This window comes from Leeuwenhoekiella sp. H156 (assembly GCF_052218455.1).
Taxonomy (GTDB): Bacteria; Bacteroidota; Bacteroidia; order Flavobacteriales; family Flavobacteriaceae; genus Leeuwenhoekiella; species Leeuwenhoekiella parthenopeia.
The window spans coordinates 1,838,587-1,855,152 of the sequence record NZ_CP197499.1 but is presented as its reverse complement, the minus strand read 5'-3'; the positions used below and the strand labels follow the sequence as shown (position 1 = coordinate 1,855,152).

General features: G+C 43.9%; 17 protein-coding genes. 16 read left to right on the top strand and 1 reads right to left on the bottom strand.

Annotated features, from left to right (window positions below; translation table 11 throughout):
* Window positions 1-2 precede the first annotated feature (2 nt).
* From hemC to ACSSS3_RS07990, 11 genes are all read left to right on the top strand, one after another.
* The gene (gene hemC, locus ACSSS3_RS08040; RefSeq protein ID WP_442847137.1) at window positions 3-920 is read left to right on the top strand and encodes a hydroxymethylbilane synthase; all 918 of its coding nucleotides are present in this window, start codon (window positions 3-5) and stop codon (window positions 918-920) included.
* 41 nt (window positions 921-961) lie between these two features.
* Entirely contained in the window at window positions 962-2,035 is a 1,074-nt protein-coding gene (locus ACSSS3_RS08035; protein ID WP_442847136.1) for a DUF559 domain-containing protein, read from the top strand.
* A gap of 36 nt (window positions 2,036-2,071) precedes the next feature.
* Window positions 2,072-3,103, top strand: a complete 1,032-nt coding sequence (gene hemE / locus ACSSS3_RS08030; RefSeq protein WP_442847135.1) for a uroporphyrinogen decarboxylase — start codon at window positions 2,072-2,074, stop codon at window positions 3,101-3,103.
* A complete protein-coding gene (locus ACSSS3_RS08025) occupies window positions 3,100-3,591 on the top strand; it encodes a DUF6973 domain-containing protein (RefSeq protein WP_442847134.1) in 492 nt (163 codons plus the stop codon). The genes hemE and ACSSS3_RS08025 overlap by 4 nt, the downstream gene beginning before the upstream one ends.
* The gene (locus tag ACSSS3_RS08020) at window positions 3,588-4,349 is read left to right on the top strand and encodes an EI24 domain-containing protein (protein WP_442847133.1); all 762 of its coding nucleotides are present in this window, start codon (window positions 3,588-3,590) and stop codon (window positions 4,347-4,349) included. Before ACSSS3_RS08025 ends, ACSSS3_RS08020 begins: the two co-directional genes overlap by 4 nt.
* A complete protein-coding gene (locus tag ACSSS3_RS08015; RefSeq protein WP_228229208.1) occupies window positions 4,333-4,863 on the top strand; it encodes a GNAT family N-acetyltransferase in 531 nt (176 codons plus the stop codon). Before ACSSS3_RS08020 ends, ACSSS3_RS08015 begins: the two co-directional genes overlap by 17 nt.
* Window positions 4,864-4,866: 3 nt before the next feature.
* Complete coding sequence (gene hemF, locus ACSSS3_RS08010) at window positions 4,867-5,769, top strand: oxygen-dependent coproporphyrinogen oxidase (protein WP_442847132.1); 903 nt, start codon at window positions 4,867-4,869, stop codon at window positions 5,767-5,769.
* A gap of 21 nt (window positions 5,770-5,790) precedes the next feature.
* The gene (locus ACSSS3_RS08005) at window positions 5,791-7,086 is read left to right on the top strand and encodes an AAA family ATPase (protein ID WP_442847131.1); all 1,296 of its coding nucleotides are present in this window, start codon (window positions 5,791-5,793) and stop codon (window positions 7,084-7,086) included.
* Window positions 7,086-8,297: a tetratricopeptide repeat protein gene (locus ACSSS3_RS08000; protein ID WP_442847130.1), complete on the top strand. Its 1,212-nt coding sequence runs from the start codon at window positions 7,086-7,088 to the stop codon at window positions 8,295-8,297. Before ACSSS3_RS08005 ends, ACSSS3_RS08000 begins: the two co-directional genes overlap by 1 nt.
* A gap of 86 nt (window positions 8,298-8,383) precedes the next feature.
* Window positions 8,384-9,373: a porphobilinogen synthase gene (gene hemB, locus ACSSS3_RS07995; RefSeq protein WP_442847129.1), complete on the top strand. Its 990-nt coding sequence runs from the start codon at window positions 8,384-8,386 to the stop codon at window positions 9,371-9,373.
* A gap of 2 nt (window positions 9,374-9,375) precedes the next feature.
* Entirely contained in the window at window positions 9,376-9,885 is a 510-nt protein-coding gene (locus tag ACSSS3_RS07990; RefSeq protein ID WP_442847128.1) for a DinB family protein, read from the top strand.
* A 13-nt stretch (window positions 9,886-9,898) separates the two neighbouring features.
* Here the strand turns inward: ACSSS3_RS07990 and ACSSS3_RS07985 are convergent, their stop codons facing one another.
* Window positions 9,899-11,026 (bottom strand): hypothetical protein, encoded by a 1,128-nt coding sequence (locus ACSSS3_RS07985; protein ID WP_442847127.1) that lies wholly within the window; start codon window positions 11,024-11,026, stop codon window positions 9,899-9,901.
* A 162-nt stretch (window positions 11,027-11,188) separates the two neighbouring features.
* On the opposite strand from ACSSS3_RS07985, the gene ACSSS3_RS07980 reads away from it, so the two are divergent.
* From ACSSS3_RS07980 to ACSSS3_RS07960, 5 genes are read left to right on the top strand one after another with little or no spacing between them, the layout of a single operon-like run.
* A complete protein-coding gene (locus ACSSS3_RS07980) occupies window positions 11,189-12,361 on the top strand; it encodes a CNNM domain-containing protein (protein ID WP_442847126.1) in 1,173 nt (390 codons plus the stop codon).
* A complete protein-coding gene (locus ACSSS3_RS07975; protein WP_442847125.1) occupies window positions 12,358-12,831 on the top strand; it encodes a methylated-DNA--[protein]-cysteine S-methyltransferase in 474 nt (157 codons plus the stop codon). Before ACSSS3_RS07980 ends, ACSSS3_RS07975 begins: the two co-directional genes overlap by 4 nt.
* Window positions 12,832-12,882: 51 nt before the next feature.
* Window positions 12,883-14,022 (top strand): serine hydrolase domain-containing protein, encoded by a 1,140-nt coding sequence (locus ACSSS3_RS07970; protein ID WP_442847124.1) that lies wholly within the window; start codon window positions 12,883-12,885, stop codon window positions 14,020-14,022.
* 1 nt (window position 14,023) lies between these two features.
* Window positions 14,024-14,737 (top strand): 3'-5' exonuclease, encoded by a 714-nt coding sequence (locus ACSSS3_RS07965; RefSeq protein ID WP_442847123.1) that lies wholly within the window; start codon window positions 14,024-14,026, stop codon window positions 14,735-14,737.
* A gap of 27 nt (window positions 14,738-14,764) precedes the next feature.
* The gene (locus ACSSS3_RS07960; RefSeq protein WP_442847413.1) at window positions 14,765-16,456 is read left to right on the top strand and encodes an ABC transporter ATP-binding protein; all 1,692 of its coding nucleotides are present in this window, start codon (window positions 14,765-14,767) and stop codon (window positions 16,454-16,456) included.
* The last annotated feature ends 110 nt before the right edge of the window (window positions 16,457-16,566 follow it).

The following is a 16,566-nucleotide window of genomic DNA, read 5'->3' as shown; positions in this document are numbered from 1 at the left end:
CTTTGGCAAAAACCATACGCATAGGCACCCGCGATAGCGAACTCGCGCTCTGGCAGGCCCATACCGTGCAGGATCAACTCAACAAACTGGGTTATAAAACCGAACTGGTTTCGGTTAAATCTACCGGCGATCTTATACTCGATAAACCGCTTTACGAACTGGGCATCACCGGGATTTTTACGAAAACTCTGGATGTCGCAATGATTAACGGAACGGTTGATATTGCGGTACATTCTATGAAAGATGTGCCCACGCAATTGCCAAAAGGCATCCTTCAGGGAGCGGTTTTACCCCGCGCGGCACAGGAAGATATTTTTGTTTTTAAGGGCGAAAAAACCGAAGCTGCATTTGAAGATGCGACTACCATTGCTACAGGCAGTTTGCGACGTAAAGCCCAATGGCTGCACAAATACCCGAAGCATCAGGTGGTTGATTTACGCGGTAATGTCAATACCCGGCTTCAAAAAGTAGCCGACAACGACTGGGCCGGAGCCATTTTTGCGAAAGCAGGCCTGGAGCGCATCAACCTCAAACCCGAAAATCATATTGTGCTCGACTGGATGATTCCGGCACCGGCTCAGGGTGCGATGGTAATTGCGGTGATGCAGGAGGATTCGTTTTGCAGGGAAGCCTGTGCCAAACTCAACGACAAAAATGCCGAACTCGCCACACGCGTAGAACGCGAATTCCTGCGAAAACTGGAAGGTGGCTGCACAGCACCCATTGGCGCTTATGCAGAAATCAAAGATGAACACATTCATTTTCATGGTGCCCTTTTCAGTCTTGACGGAAGCCAAAAAATGGAAATCGAGGAAACCATTCCGGTACGTGAATCTCAGGATTTTGGCGCTTTGTGCGCCCTAAAAATCCTTGAAAGCGGTGGCCGCGAGTTGATGGAAACTATTAAGAAAGAACTTTAACCCTCATCCTCAATCCTTTTCCCAAGGGAGAAGGAAGCTATATGAAGAGAAGCAATCACATAAAATTCGCTCGCTTGCTTAGGCAAGAGCTTACCGAAGCAGAAAAAGTGCTTTGGGAATTGCTTCGTGATAGCAAAATAAACGGCCTCAAATTTCGCAGACAGCATCCACTCAAAAATTATATCGTTGATTTTTTCTGCTACGAGCTGAATCTCGTCATCGAATTGGACGGCGGCTATCATAACCACCCTGAACAAAAAGAGAAGGACGAAATCCGTGATTTACATCTTAAAGCTTTAGGCTATAAAGTCCTTAGATTTGAAAACGACACCGTTTTTAGAGACCCTAAAGAGATAATCAAGGCCATATTTGAAATAAAAGAATCATCACCCCTCTCCGGCGGGAGAGGGGTTGGGGTGAGGGTTCTCTCCACTAAACGACTTTCTGTCTCCCAAAAGAATCTGATTTTGGGAGCCGGTTTTTCCGTGGTTGAATACGATGCAATACTCATACATTTTCTTGATTTTGAACTTCCGCAGCAATTAGAAAATCTCATTTTCACCAGCAAAAATGCAGTCCAGGCTTTTCTAAACAAAGTTCGCCTTAAAAAAAGTGAGCTCGCGAACGACAAAAAGCTCCCTTCTCCGGCGGGAGAAGGGCTGGGGATGAGGTGCTATTGCGTAGGCTCCAAAACCGAAGCCTTGCTTTTAAAAAATGGCTTCAACGTGGCAAAAAGCGCTCAAAACGCAGCAGATTTAGCCGATTTTATCGCAAAAAACCACAAAGACGCGCATTTTTGTTTTTTCTGCGGCAACAAGCGAAGAGATGAATTGCCTCAAATTTTAAACGAAAACCAGATCCGTTTTCAGGAGATTGAAGTGTATCAAACCGGCTTAAACGATAAAAAATTTGAGCAAAATTTTGACGCCGTTTTGTTTTTTAGTCCGAGCGGAGTGCAGAGCTTTACGCTACAAAACGATTTAAAAGATACGCTTGCAGTTTGCATTGGTCAAACCACGGCAAACGAAGTTCAAAAACATACAGACCAGTATACGATTGCAAACGCCACCACGATTGAAAGCGTGATCGCGAGAGCCGTAAAAGTATTAAAATAAGAACCTCCCGACCCTACTCGGGCTGATACCGAAATTATGATCAAAAACGATTTATTTTTAAGAGCACTTAAAGGCAAAACCGTAGAACGCCCGCCCGTTTGGATGATGCGTCAGGCCGGTCGCTACCTGCCCGAATTTCAGGAAATCAAGGCTAAATACGACTTTTTTACCCGTTGCCAGACTCCCGAATTGGCCAGCGAAATCACCGTACAGCCCATACGCCGTTATGGGATGGACGCTGCGATTCTCTTTAGTGATATTCTGGTGATTCCGCAGGCGATGAATATTGAGGTAGAAATGAAGCCCGGCGTGGGCCCCTGGTTGCCAGATCCCATTCGGTCTATGGAGCAGTTAGATCGTGTGATCGTTCCGGACATCAACGATACCCTGGGCTATGTGATGGAGGCCATCAAGATGACCAAAGAAAAACTCAACGATGAGATTCCGTTGATCGGTTTTGCGGGCAGCCCCTGGACGATTCTGTGCTATTGCGTACAGGGACAGGGCTCCAAAAACTTCGATCTGGCTAAAGAATTTTGCTTTACTCAGCCCGAAGCTGCACACGCCCTGCTTCAGAGAATCACCGATACCACGATTCTGTATCTCAAAGAAAAGGTTAAAGCCGGCGTGAATGCCGTACAGGTTTTTGACAGCTGGGGCGGAATGCTTTCGCCTACAGATTATCAGGAATTCAGCTGGCAGTATATGCAGCAAATCATCGATGCCTTAAAGGACGAGGCTCCGGTGATCGCCTTTGGTAAAGGTTGCTGGTTTGCTTTGGGCGAAATGGCTAAAAGTGGTGCTTCGGCACTGGGTGTTGACTGGACCTGCAGCCCTAAGAATGCGCGTTATTTAACCGGTGGCAACATTACGCTTCAGGGAAATTTTGATCCTACACGCCTCTTTTCGCCCCCGAGCGAAATCAAGCGTATGGTTACCGAAATGATTGACGCTTTTGGCAAGGATAAATACATCGTAAACCTGGGCCACGGGATTTTACCGAATATTCCACTTGAAAATGCAGGTGCGTTTATTGAAGCGGTAAAAGAATACAAAGCCCAACGATGAGAATCTGGGCAACGCTAAAAACCCTGAGCATTCCTCAGCTTTTTAAACTTGCCCGGCTTTTTGCCACGCGACCTTTTTACATTTCGCTCAGCATCGAAGCTTCTAAAAAAGCAATGCAGGTTGCTACGGCGACGTATGGGAAAACGCATCATAAAAGCAACAAAGCCAATGCCTTTCGTCATGCCTTATGGGCGATGTTGTTAGGGCAAGCCGCCTATCGCAAATCTTCAGATGTAAAAAAAGCGCAGGACTGGGCGCTAAAATTCACTAATTTACACGAAGAATTGTTTGTGAATACGACGCTTGATCGGGAGATGGATTTGCACAACAACCATTTTGGTATCGAAGCTTTACCACACTATGTGCAGGCTACAGAAGCTGAAGTAATTGGTTTTTTGAAAACTGAAGCCGAAAAAGCAATCCGCATTTCGGCACCTGAAGAAGCGCATCAAAATCGAAAGCGTCTGGTCTATATTTCAGAAGAATGATAAAATCTATTTTTAAAGGCCTCGCAGCCTATAAAGACAGCCTCGGGCTCATCAGCAAACTCAGGCTCTGGAAGTATTTTGCCATCCCTATGGCGATTAGTTTTTTCACTGCCCTGCTCATTGGGGTAAGCGCATGGGGCCTTTCAGATAATATCGGGGCATTGATCTCCAAGTTGTGGATCCGGGAATGGGGTGCACAAACCGTGGCTACGCTTAGTACCATCGTAGGCGCTTTGATCATCATCGCTCTGGGACTTATTGCTTATAAACACCTCATTATGGCATTCTCTGCGCCCTTTATGAGTCCGGTTTCAGAAAAACTGGAAGCTCATTTTTACAGCGGAGTGCATCAGCACAGAAATACCTCAAACGCCGGCCAACTCGTGCGCGGTCTCAAAATCAACCTGCGTAATCTGGCCTGGGAACTTTTGCTCAGTATTCCGTTTTTGATTCTAAGCCTTATTCCAGTTATAGGAATCGCAGCCACAGCTATTCTCTTTTTGATTCAGGCTTATTATGCCGGTTTTGGAAATATGGATTACACCCTAGAACGGCATTTTCCGTATCGGGAAAGCGTTAACTTTGTAAAACGCCATAGGGGTTATGCGATAGGCAACGGCATTGTTTTTATGCTGTTTTTATTGATCCCGGTTGTGGGTATTATTTTGGTTTTGCCTATTTCGGTAACAGCAGCCAGCAAAACCACGCTCGAATTGTTAGACCAAAAAACTATTTATTCTGATGACCACAGAAACTGAATTCAACCTGGCTCTACTCACCCCTGAGGATGCCAAAGCCCTTAATACCCTTTTTAAAAGCAATAAGGATATTTTTAAGACCTATTTTCCCGAAACCTTCAAAAAAACCAAAACGATAAAGGCCTCAAAGGCCTATATCGAAGAAGCCATCGCGCTTTCGGAAGCCAAAAAATCCTTCCATTTTGCTTTGAATACGACCATTCACCCCGAAATGGCAGGATTAGTCATTCTAAAAGAAATTGATTCTGAAAAAGCTGAAGGTGAATTTGCCTATTGCCTGGACAAACGCTTCCACGGTCGCGGATGGATCACTCAGGCGGTAGAGCGCGTTTCAGACTTTGGGTATATCAATCATCAGATTTCGACCTTCAAAATCATTGCGCACAGCAGTAATGAAAAATGCATCAGTGTAGCCCAGCGCAGCGGCTTTGTCTGGGACAGCACCCTTGAAAACGAATTTAAACCGGCACGCGGTAAAGCCAAAGACATGGAGCTTTACATCCTTAAAAAATAAAGCATGAGAGAGCAGTTTGTAAGCTATATCAAGAACTTACAAGATCAAATCACCTCAAAACTGGAAGAACTTGACGGGGTTGCAACCTTTAAAGAAGACCTCTGGACGCGTCCCGAAGGCGGTGGTGGCCGTACCCGTGTGATTGAAAACGGTGCAGCGATTGAGAAAGGTGGTGTTAATATTTCTGAAGTGCACGGCCCACTCGCTCCGGCCATGCAACAGTATTTTAAAGTGGGGGATGTTAATTTTTTTGCCTGCGGTCTCAGTCTGGTCATACACCCCAGAAACCCGTATGCACCTACAGTTCACGCCAACTGGCGGTATTTTGAGATGTTTGAAAAAGACGGTACGCTGGTCGACTCGTGGTTTGGCGGCGGGCAGGATTTAACGCCCTATTACCTTTTTGAAGAAGATGCGGTGCATTTTCACCAGACCTGCAAAACAGCCTGCGACGCGCACGATCCCGATTTTTACCCGCATTACAAGGCCCGTTGCGACGAGTATTTTCACAACAGCCACCGCGGTGAAGCGCGGGGAATAGGCGGTTTGTTTTTTGACTACCTCAAAGCCACCGAAGAGCGGTCTATGCAGGACTGGTATAATTTTGTTACCCAGGTGGGCGACAGCTTTCTGGATGCCTATGTGCCTATTTTAGCGAAGCGAAAAGATCTAGCCTACGGCGAAAAGGAGCGCGACTGGCAGGAAGTGCGCCGGGGCCGGTATGTAGAATTTAATCTGGTTCATGATAAAGGCACCCTTTTTGGCCTCAAAACAAACGGAAGGATTGAAAGTATCCTGATGAGCCTGCCGCCGCACGTGCAATGGCGCTACGACCATCATCCCGCTCCCGGAACTCCGGAAGCTGAGCTGGTCGATGTTTTAGAAAACTCCAGGGAGTGGGTGTAACACCCTAATTATTTTGCTATTATGTTAGAAAGTTTATTAGAAGCCTTAAAATTTTCACCGGAAAACATTCCGCTGCGTTTACAAATTGCCAAACTTTTCCTGCAAAATGGCAATACCCAACAAGCAGAAGAGCATTTGCTGTTTATTTTAGGCAAAGAACCTCAACATCAGGATGCAAAATACAATTTGGCCACCTGTTTCTTCCGTCAGGAAAAATTTGGCGCAGCCGAACTTCTGCTTGAAGAAATACTGGCAAAACAAAAATCTGTAGAAGCACTGGAGCTGCTGTGTTACTGCTATATCAATCAGGGCGAACTACGCGATGCTCAGAATACCTATCAGGAAATACTAAGCATTGACACTAGATATACCAATGCCGAATTTGACGAAAAACTCAAAAATGCCACAACGTCAACCAACACCAATTTTACCGATGAGGATGCCCTGAGTTTTATAGAAAAGCCCAAAGTGGGATTTTCAGACGTTGGCGGGATGGATCATATTAAAAGGGAAATCGATCTCAAAATCATAAAGCCGCTCCTGCATCAGGACATCTATAAGGCCTACGGCAAAAAAATAGGCGGCGGCATCCTGTTGTACGGCCCTCCCGGTTGCGGTAAAACGCACCTGGCAAAAGCGACTGCGGGTCAAATTAACGCAGATTTTATCAATGTAGGTATCAATGAAATTCTCGATATGTGGATTGGGAGTTCCGAACGTAACCTGCACGAGATTTTTGAAACTGCGCGGGCCAATAAGCCTTGCGTGATTTTTATAGATGAAATTGACGCGCTGGGCGCCAACCGAAACGATATGAATAAATCTTCGGGTCGCACGGTTATCAATCAGTTTCTTTCAGAATTAGACGGAGTAGATTCAGATAACGACGGGATTTTAGTTTTAGGAGCAACCAATGCACCCTGGCATCTGGATCCCGCATTTAGACGCCCCGGAAGATTTGACCGTATCATTTTTGTGTCACCTCCGGATGAGGCTGCGCGGGAGAGTATTTTCAGAATACACCTTTCCAATAAACCCGTTGAGCGTATTGATTATGCCAATCTGGCTAAGGCGTCAAAAGATTTTTCGGGAGCTGATATTCAGGCGGTAATTGATATAGCTATTGAAGAAAAACTGGAACAATCATTTGAATCAGGCATCCCTTCTCCCCTAAGCACCAAAGACTTATTAAAGGCGATTAAAAAAGTTAAGCCCAGTACCAAAGAATGGTTTTCATCGGCTAAAAATTATGCGCTTTACGCCAATGATGCGGGGCTGTATGATGAAGTCTTACATTTCTTAAAAATTAAAAAATAATGGCTTCAGCTGTAGACAGAGGTATTACCCTATTTGAATTGGGCCGCTATGAAGAAGCGGTTAAACAACTAAGTGAAAATCCGGCAGACTTTACGGCTCGCTATTACCTGATGCTTTGTTTTTTCAATCTAAAGCAATACGATCGTGCCGAATTAATGACAAACGAGCTTTTAGCAGAAGACCCCAATCAACCGGATATTTTCTTTATAAAAGCGCGTATTGCCAGTCAGCGTAATCAGGATGCCGATGCCCTGTCGTTTATCGATGAGGCGATCTCTATGGATCCTGAAGAAGCAGACTATTTTGGTTTTAAAGCCGGACTTCTTCTGGATAAGAAAAAGTATGAAGAAGCGCTCGGCCTGGCTAATCACGGCCTTTCTATTGACGCTAAAAACAACTATTGCCTCAACCTGCGCGCACAGATTCTAACCAAACTGGATCGCAAGGAAGAAGCCGGCGAGACCGTTGAAAATATACTTTATGATAATCCTGAGGATAGTTTTTCACATGCCAATGTAGGCTGGGTTGCTTTAGAGCACGGCGATCATAAGAAAGCTATGGAACATTTTAGAATGGCTTTACAACTCAATCCAAACAATGCATATGCCCGCAGCGGAATGAGTACGGCTATTAAAGCTAAAAATTTCATTTTCCGTGCACATTTAAAATATGCATTCTGGATTTCGAAGCAACAAGGCAAAAATCAATGGATCTTTATTATTGGTATTTATCTGGTCTATCGGTTATCGGTAGAACTATTGGGTGCAGCGGGCCTTTCTGTACTGGCTGTTCCATTGATAATCGCGTATCTTTTATTTGCTCTGGGAAGCTGGATGATAGATCCCATCTCAAATGCCATTCTTGCTTTGGACAAAAATGGAAAATACCTTTTGGATCAGAATGAAAAGTTTAGCGGCATTGCCATTTTCTCTCTTGTGATTACAGCGCTAATTGCCGGTTCGGTTTTCTATGCCACGGGAATTGCCTATTTGGCCGCGATAGGTCTCGCGAGCCTATGTGCTATGGTTCCATTACCCAGTTCGTTTTTAAGAGACGGGAAAAGAAGTAGATACTTTGCAATGATTTATGGTAGTCTGATCCTACTGGTAGGATTAATAGGACCTTTTGTTGTAACCGACATTGGTGATGTATTAATCGCAATCATTTTTATGCTGGTCGCTTTTACCTGGCTGGATAATATTGTGAAGTAAAAAAACTTCTTGCTTTAAAAAAAACGAAAATCCCAATCAAGCAGATTTAAAAGAATAGAAATAGTAATTAGAATAAAAATAAAACTATGTTTCCATTAAGAAGAAATCGCAGATTACGTACCACAGAAGCCATGCGCACCCTGGTACGTGAAACCACCATATCGCCCAATGACTTTATCGTTCCCCTTTTTGTAGTGGAAGGAAAAGGAGTTAAAGACGAAATCGCATCGATGCCGGGTTACTACCGCCTGAGCCTTGATAATTTGCAGAAAGAAGTAAAAGAACTCTGGAAACTGGGCTTAAAAAGTGTTTTGTTGTTTGTAAAAGTAGATGACAAACTGAAAGACAACAGCGGTACCGAAGCTTTAAACCCCAACGGTTTGATGCAGCGCTCCATCAAAGCCGTTAAAGATGCCGTACCGGGAATGGTCGTGATGACCGATGTCGCGTTAGATCCTTTTTCATCCTTTGGCCACGACGGTATCGTGGGCGGCGGTAAAATCGTAAACGACGATACCAGCGCTGTTTTAGCCGAAATGGCACTTTCGCACGCCAATGCCGGCGCAGATGTGGTGGCACCCAGCGATATGATGGACGGCCGTATTTTTGAAATGCGTACCCTGCTTGAAGATGAAGGGCATCACGATGTAGGTATTATGAGTTATTCGGCTAAATATGCTTCAGCTTTTTACGGTCCGTTTCGCGATGCGCTAGACAGTGCACCGGTAGATTTAAAAGATGTGCCGAAGGATAAGAAAACTTATCAGATGGACTATGCAAACCGCGAGGAAGCTATAAAAGAAACTCTGATGGACATTGACGAAGGCGCCGATATCGTGATGGTAAAACCCGGACTTTGCTATCTGGATATCGTGCGCGATATTAAAAACGCGGTAAATGTCCCCGTTGCGGTATATCAGGTGAGCGGCGAATATGCGATGATCAAGGCTGCTGCAGAACGCGGCTGGCTCGATCACGATGCGGTGGTTTTAGAACAGACTTACGCAATCAAACGCGCAGGTGCCAGTCTTATCGCGAGTTATTTTGCTAAAGATGTGGTTAAATTGATTTCCTAAACATGCGTAGCATTTACCCTCTCTTGATTCTTCTCCTGAGCCTGACTACCATCCAGGCTCAGGAAAATCTATATAAACAAGCCTGGCTTGAAAAATGGCAAAACTCTAAAGCCTATTTGATCGCAATCGCTGAAGAAATGCCCGACTCGCTTTACGATTACAAACCCACCGAGCGGGAGATGAGTTTTGAGGAACAACTCCAGCACATAAACGGGAATATGGAATGGCTGGCAACTACCTATTTTGATAAACAGGAAACTGAGATTAGCACGGCTACCAACTCCAAAGAACGCACCATTGCCAATCTTGCATCCTCTTTTGATTTGATTTCGAAAACAATAAAAGCTTATCCCGAAGCGCGTTTTGCAGAACCGGTCGACTTTTTTGCGGGTGAGAAAACACGTCTTCAAATACTCAATTTGATGCAGGATCACATCACCCACCATCGTGGGCAACTCATCGTATACCTCAACTTAAACGATTTGAAACCACCTCAATACAGCGGCTGGTGATTGTGGATTAATTTTACTGACTAATTTGGTTGTCGTAGTTGTAGTCAATTATTTTTTCATTTCCATCACGAAAAATTGTAACCGACATATCTACTTGCATATTCTGACTTAAAAAATCCCGTAAATCACAGTATTCTTGAGGTAGATCAATTCCATTTATTTTTGTTACTATGTCCTTAAGCTGCAGCTGCTTGTTATTTTCAGCAATGCTCGCAACATAAAACTGTGTCATTTCAAAATCGTAATGAACCCAAAAACCGTAGGTTACCAAAGGGGAAAGTGTAGTGTTTAAATCAGATCGTTTCTTCAAATAAATAATTTGATCAGATACGTCTAAGAAAAAAATAAACCGCTTCAGAAATTGAAATCCAACATTGTTTTCGTTGTGCGTGTTTAATGTGAAGTTTTGATGATTCAGGTCTATCTTACCAAATTTAATATTTACGTCAATAAGTTCGGTTTGATTAACGTCTTCCCTTAAACTATTTGCAGCCTGGCCACCCAAGCCCTTATAAATTAAGTGCTTATTCTCATCTATAAAATTTCCGAGTTTGTAATCTGAAATGTTCAATCCGCCATTGCTCCCGGTATCAAAGGTTGCATATCTGGTTTGCTTATCAATTTTTAATTTTAAAGTTGGCAATGTATGGCTGTATGTGTTTTTAGTAAAACCATTGAGTAAACTTTTATCAAATGTGGCTTTGTCGTAAAATTTGATAATCTGATTCTCAGTATCAAATTCAACCAGATGATTTTGAAGGATATCAATTCCTAATATGCCATCGAGTTTAACATCACACAACCACTTGTTTAAGGTTTGCAGATCTTTAAGTGCTACTTGTTTATTGTAGAATTTTTGATGCATTAGAAACAGTTCGGGTAGCATTGTGGTTGATATGTTATCAACTATCCCGTTCAGATCTCTTACTTCGAGTTCTCCCATTTTGACGGCGTTAGGAAACGAGTTTGAATTGAGAAAAGTCATTGCTGCCCCGGTATCAAAAAGAAAATCATAGTCTTTATTATCAATGTTTACCTGAATAATGGGCCAACCTTCTTTTTCTTCATAGGGTAATTCAATAACCTGAGAATAACCGCCCAAGCTTATAGTGAGAAAGAGATAAAGTAGTTTTAGATTCATTTTTTTGTTTTTTAAAATTAAATAAAGATCACATTAACCATTCCATAAGACTCTTTTAAATAAACATTATTCCTTTTGCAGTCTCAATCCTATAAGCTTTTCTTAACCTCTTGGCGAGACCCTGTGATTTATAGTATATTTATCGCAAATCAAAACTAACCGATGGCACTACTTATCGCATATGCGTTTATTTCGATATTTTTTTCCTTCTTATGCTCAATTCTGGAGGCTGTTTTACTCAGTATTACGCCAAACTTTATCCGCATCAAAACCAAAGAAGGTAAAGGCTATGCAGAAACCTTAGCGAATTTTAAAAAAGACATTGACAAGCCCTTAATCGCGATTCTTACGCTCAACACCATCGCGCACACTGTAGGTGCAATTTTGGTGGGAGATCAGGCCGGTAAAATGGCTATTGAATCGGGCTACGAACTGAGTATTTTAGGAATCAATTTCGTTGGTCTGGTATCTACTATTATGACACTTGCGATTTTGGTTTTATCTGAAATCATCCCAAAAACCATAGGCGCTACGTACTGGAAATCCCTTGGTAATTTTACTGCGAAAACCCTAACCATTATCTTGCTGCTCCTCAAATACACCGGGATCCTGTGGATTTTGATGCAGGTAACCAAACTGGTGGGCAAGTCAGCCCATGTGAGTACGATGAGCCGTGAAGAATTTATGGCGCTTACCGATGCTGCCGAAAAAGAAGGTGTTTTTGAAGACAACGAGACCACGGTCATTAAAAACCTACTCGTTTTTAAATCGGTTTTAGCTAAAGACGTGATGACTCCGTTTCCTGTAGTGATATCTGAAGATGAAACCAAATCCCTGAAAGAGTTTCATAAAGAACACCGCCATCTTAAATTTTCACGAATTCCGGTTTATCACGGTAAAACCCACAACATTACCGGCTTCATTCTTAAAGATGATGTGCTGGAAGAAATTGTGGAAGAGCACGGCGATAAACTGCTTTCAGACATCAAACGCGATATTCTGATTGTCAACGCAGACCAGCCTATTCCCGAACTTTTTGATACGTTTATTAAAAGTCGCGGGCATCTGGCTCTGGTTACCGATGAATTTGGAAACACGATAGGGATCGTCACGATGGAAGACATTATTGAAACCCTTCTGGGGCTTGAAATAATGGACGAGAGCGATACTATTGAAGATATGCAGGTACAGGCTCGTAAAAACTGGGAACGCCGCGCAAAACGTATGGGAATCGTTTTGGAAGAAGCTCCAAAACCTGCCGAAAACATTCAGCTTGATCCACAGCACGATATCGAAGCTAAAAAGAAACCTTCCGGCGATACTGATTCTGAATGAGCATTGCCTATCTAACTTCACCACTGGGAACTGTTCTCCTTGAAGGCGATGAAGAAGGATTGCAGCGCGTGGCATTTTTAGATGAAAAAATTCCGCAAAGCGAAAACATATCGGAAGCATTGACCGATGCGTTTCTACAATTGGAAGACTATTTCGCCGCAAAGCGCAGCACTTTCAGTATTAAATTAAATCCGCAAGGTACCGACTTTCAAAAACGGGTCTGGCAGCAACTGGCCGAAATTCCTTTTGGCAAAACCACTTCCTATTTACAAATGGCTAAAGATCTGGGAGATCCCAAAGTTATTCGTGCGGCAGCCTCCGCAAACGGAAAAAACCCCATCGCCATCATCATTCCCTGTCATCGTGTGATTGGCAGTGACCAGTCTATGACCGGCTACGCCGGGGGGATCTGGCGCAAAAAATGGCTGCTCGAACACGAAAGTCCGGTGACTCAGCAGTCTCTTTTCTAGAAGTGCAGATTTCCTCAAAAAATCCTAAGCCTTTTTCGGTATCTTTAGAATATGAAACTACTCAAACGCCTTTTTCTTGGTTTGATAAGCCTGATCGTCGTACTCATCATCGCATTGTATGTGTTTGATTACGATTATTTACTCAAAGCCGTACGCACCATTTATTTCACCGGGCACACCACTGCTTATCTGGAAGATTATAAAAAGTTTGACAATACCACAATCGCGCATGGTACGCCCCAGGCCTGGCCCGAAGCTGCAAATTACAACACCCGTGAGCCGAGCGAAAAGCTAAAGCAAATTCATAAGCAATACAGCTCTGTAGCCTTTCTGGTGATCAAAAACGACAGTATCGTCTTTGAAGAATATTACGATGGTTTTGGGCAGACGTCCAAAAGTAACTCGTTTTCGATGGCTAAAAGTTATGTTTCGGCATTGCTGGGCAAAGCTATTATGCAGGGCCATATCAAAAGTCTGGAGCAGCCGGTAGGCGATTTTATACCGGAATATGCCACCGGAACCGCAGCTCTAATGACTGTAGGCGACCTCGCCTCGATGGCCAGCGGCCTCAACTGGGACGAGTCGTATTACAGTCCGTTTTCGGTGACTACACGGGCGTATTTTGATGATCACCTCGATCCTGTGATGCGCAATCTGGGAATGAAATCTGAGCCCGGGCAAGGCTTTACCTACCTCAGCGGCAATACCCAACTCCTGGCCATGGTTCTTGAAAAAGCTACAGGCAAAAAACTCGCAGACTACCTTTCAGAAAGCCTTTGGAAACCCCTCGGCGCTCAGGAAGATGCCTTGTGGCAGCTGGATAGTGAAGACGGCGAACTCGTAAAAGCCTATTGCTGTATCGCTTCAAACGCACGCGATTTTGCACGTCTGGGCAAATTGTACAAAGATTATGGGAAGTGGAATGGCAGGCAGATTTTGGATTCTGCCTTTGTAGCAAAATCAATCCAACCCCGGTTTGAAGGGGAACCTTACGGCTATGGCTTTTGGTTGATGGATTATAAAGGCAAAGACGTATTTATGATGCGCGGGCATCTGGGCCAATACGTGATGGTACTGCCTGAAGATGATCTCATCGTGGTACGACTGGGGCACAGCCATGGCCCGCTGGCTGAAAACGGGTATCCGGCCGAGCTGGAAACCTATTTTGATGAAGCTTATAAAATGAATTGAGATGATAAGTCGCCTCAACTTAGAACACATTCTGTTTCTCGATATCGAGACGGTACCCCAACACGAGCAGTTTAGCGATCTGGATGAAACCATGCAGCAGTTGTATGCTGACAAAACCGAATACCAACGCCGGGACGAGTTTACTGCCGAAGAATTTTACGAGCGTGCGGGCATCTGGGCCGAATTTGGGAAAATTGTCTGCATATCTGTGGGTTATTTTAAGATTGAAGGTGAAAAACGCAACTTTAGGACCACAACCTTTTCGGGCACCGAAAAAGAATTACTGCTTCAATTTAAAAAATTACTCAGCGAACATTACAACAAGCCACAGCACGTACTTTGCGCCCACAACGGGAAAGAATTTGACTTTCCGTTTATTGCCCGAAGAATGATTGTAAACGGCATCAAGCTTCCGTTTAAATTGGATCTCTTTGGCAAAAAACCCTGGGAAATTCCGCATCTCGATACGCTGGAGCTTTGGAAATTTGGCGACTACAAACACTATACGTCTCTAAAACTACTCACCAAAATTCTGGATATTCCTTCACCAAAAACAGACATTGACGGCAGTAAGGTACGTGAGGTGTATTACAAACATAAAGATATCAAACGCATAATAGAATATTGTGAGCGGGACGTGGTTGCTGTGGCTCAAATTGTGCTGCGCCTTAGGAATGAAGGCCTATTGCAGGAAAACGAAATCATCTCGGTCTGATTTATACCGCATTAATTGTACATTTAAATCGTGAAAGACGCGCTACTACACATAAAAACCCTGAATCTTGAGTTTAAAAGCGGTAAAACCGTCAATAAAGTGCTTCAGGATGTTGATTTTTTCATCAGGAAGAATGAAATATTAGGGGTAGTCGGGGAATCTGGCTCCGGTAAATCGGTCACCAGCCTGGCGATTTTGGGACTACTGCCTGAGCGCATTTCGAGAATCACTTCCGGGGCAATCTATTTTGAGGGTCAAAACCTTCTGGAATATTCCCAGGATCAGCTGCGCAACCTGCGGGGCAAGGACATTTCCATGATATTTCAGGAGCCTATGAGTTCGCTAAACCCCTCGATGAAATGCGGCAAACAGGTAACTGAAATCTTACTCAGGCATACGCAAATCAGTAAATCGGAAGCTAAAAACGAAGTGATTAAACTGTTTAATCAGGTTAAATTACCGCGACCCGAAGCTGTTTTTAATTCCTATCCCCACGAGATCAGCGGGGGCCAAAAGCAGCGCGTGATGATTGCGATGGCTATTGCCTGCAAGCCCAAATTACTCATCGCCGATGAACCTACAACCGCATTGGATGTTACCGTTCAAAAAGAGATCATTCTGTTGCTCAAAGAGCTGCAGCAGCAAACCGGAATGAGCATCCTCTTCATCTCGCACGACTTATCGCTGGTGAGTGAGATCGCAGACCGGGTGATCGTGATGTATAAAGGCAAAATTGTTGAAAGTGGAAGTGCAGTTGAAATTTTCAAGAATCCGAAAGAAGATTACACCAAAGCCCTTATTTACGCCAGGCCTTCAACCACAGAGCGCCTGGCAAAACTCCCTACCGTAGCCGATTTTCTGGCCAATAAACCCTTGTCACAACCTGTGAGTACTGCAGAACGCAACGAGTCCCATCGTAAAATCTACACAGGCACTCCCCTTTTGGAAATCAAAAATGTAGAAAAAGAGTATTTCAATTCGGTTTCTTTTTTTGGCAAAGCCGAAAGTGTCAAGGCAGTTAATGACGTAAGTTTTTCAATCTTTGAAGGCGAAACGCTGGGTCTGGTGGGCGAAAGCGGTTGCGGTAAATCAACATTGGGAAACCTCATTCTTCAACTGGATAAACCCACCGCCGGAAGCATTTTTTACAAGGGAACAGATCTCACCAAATTAAGCACTACCCAATTGCGCCATTTGCGTAAGGATATTCAGATCATTTTTCAGGATCCCTATTCGTCGCTTAACCCCAGGCTTACGGTGGGACGCGCCATTACCGAAGCCATGCAGGTGCATAAGCTCTACAACTCGGCTCAGGAGCGCAAAGCCGAAGCTTTAAAATTACTGGAAGAAGTGGGTTTATTACCGGAGCATTTTGACCGTTATCCGCACGAGTTTAGCGGCGGGCAGCGTCAGCGCATAGGTATTGCGCGTACAATTGCGGTAAAACCAAAATTTATTGTGTGTGACGAGTCGGTCTCAGCGTTGGATATTTCGGTGCAGGCACAGGTGCTTAACCTGCTAAACAGCCTAAAGAACAGTTATAATTTTACCTATTTATTTATCTCCCACGATCTTGCGGTAGTCAAATACATTTCAGACCGCTTACTGGTTATGCGTGCCGGAAAATTTGAAGAAACAGGTGAGGCAGATGCTGTTTATGAAAACCCTCAAAGTGCCTATACAAAGGCACTTATTAAAGCGATTCCTCAGGGAATCTAAATCATAAAAAGAAATACTTTTTTAGCGACGTAGGCTAACTTGGCAGTGGTCTTAAAAAACTCTAGTAACGAATGCTTTGTTTTGCGTAGGGATGAAATCATTATAAGGTA

Excerpts from the sequence above, each read along its gene's own strand:
- ACSSS3_RS08035 (WP_442847136.1), top strand. The coding sequence starts at position 962 with ATGAAGAGAAGCAATCACATAAAATTCGCTCGCTTGCTTAGGCAAGAG.
- hemE (WP_442847135.1), top strand. The coding sequence starts at position 2,072 with ATGATCAAAAACGATTTATTTTTAAGAGCACTTAAAGGCAAAACCGTA.
- ACSSS3_RS08025 (WP_442847134.1), top strand. The coding sequence starts at position 3,100 with ATGAGAATCTGGGCAACGCTAAAAACCCTGAGCATTCCTCAGCTTTTT.
- ACSSS3_RS08020 (WP_442847133.1), top strand. The coding sequence starts at position 3,588 with ATGATAAAATCTATTTTTAAAGGCCTCGCAGCCTATAAAGACAGCCTC.
- ACSSS3_RS08015 (WP_228229208.1), top strand. The coding sequence starts at position 4,333 with ATGACCACAGAAACTGAATTCAACCTGGCTCTACTCACCCCTGAGGAT.
- hemF (WP_442847132.1), top strand. The coding sequence starts at position 4,867 with ATGAGAGAGCAGTTTGTAAGCTATATCAAGAACTTACAAGATCAAATC.
- ACSSS3_RS08005 (WP_442847131.1), top strand. The coding sequence starts at position 5,791 with ATGTTAGAAAGTTTATTAGAAGCCTTAAAATTTTCACCGGAAAACATT.
- ACSSS3_RS08000 (WP_442847130.1), top strand. The coding sequence starts at position 7,086 with ATGGCTTCAGCTGTAGACAGAGGTATTACCCTATTTGAATTGGGCCGC.
- hemB (WP_442847129.1), top strand. The coding sequence starts at position 8,384 with ATGTTTCCATTAAGAAGAAATCGCAGATTACGTACCACAGAAGCCATG.
- ACSSS3_RS07990 (WP_442847128.1), top strand. The coding sequence starts at position 9,376 with ATGCGTAGCATTTACCCTCTCTTGATTCTTCTCCTGAGCCTGACTACC.
- ACSSS3_RS07985 (WP_442847127.1), bottom strand. The coding sequence starts at position 11,026 with ATGAATCTAAAACTACTTTATCTCTTTCTCACTATAAGCTTGGGCGGT.
- ACSSS3_RS07980 (WP_442847126.1), top strand. The coding sequence starts at position 11,189 with ATGGCACTACTTATCGCATATGCGTTTATTTCGATATTTTTTTCCTTC.
- ACSSS3_RS07975 (WP_442847125.1), top strand. The coding sequence starts at position 12,358 with ATGAGCATTGCCTATCTAACTTCACCACTGGGAACTGTTCTCCTTGAA.
- ACSSS3_RS07970 (WP_442847124.1), top strand. The coding sequence starts at position 12,883 with ATGAAACTACTCAAACGCCTTTTTCTTGGTTTGATAAGCCTGATCGTC.
- ACSSS3_RS07965 (WP_442847123.1), top strand. The coding sequence starts at position 14,024 with ATGATAAGTCGCCTCAACTTAGAACACATTCTGTTTCTCGATATCGAG.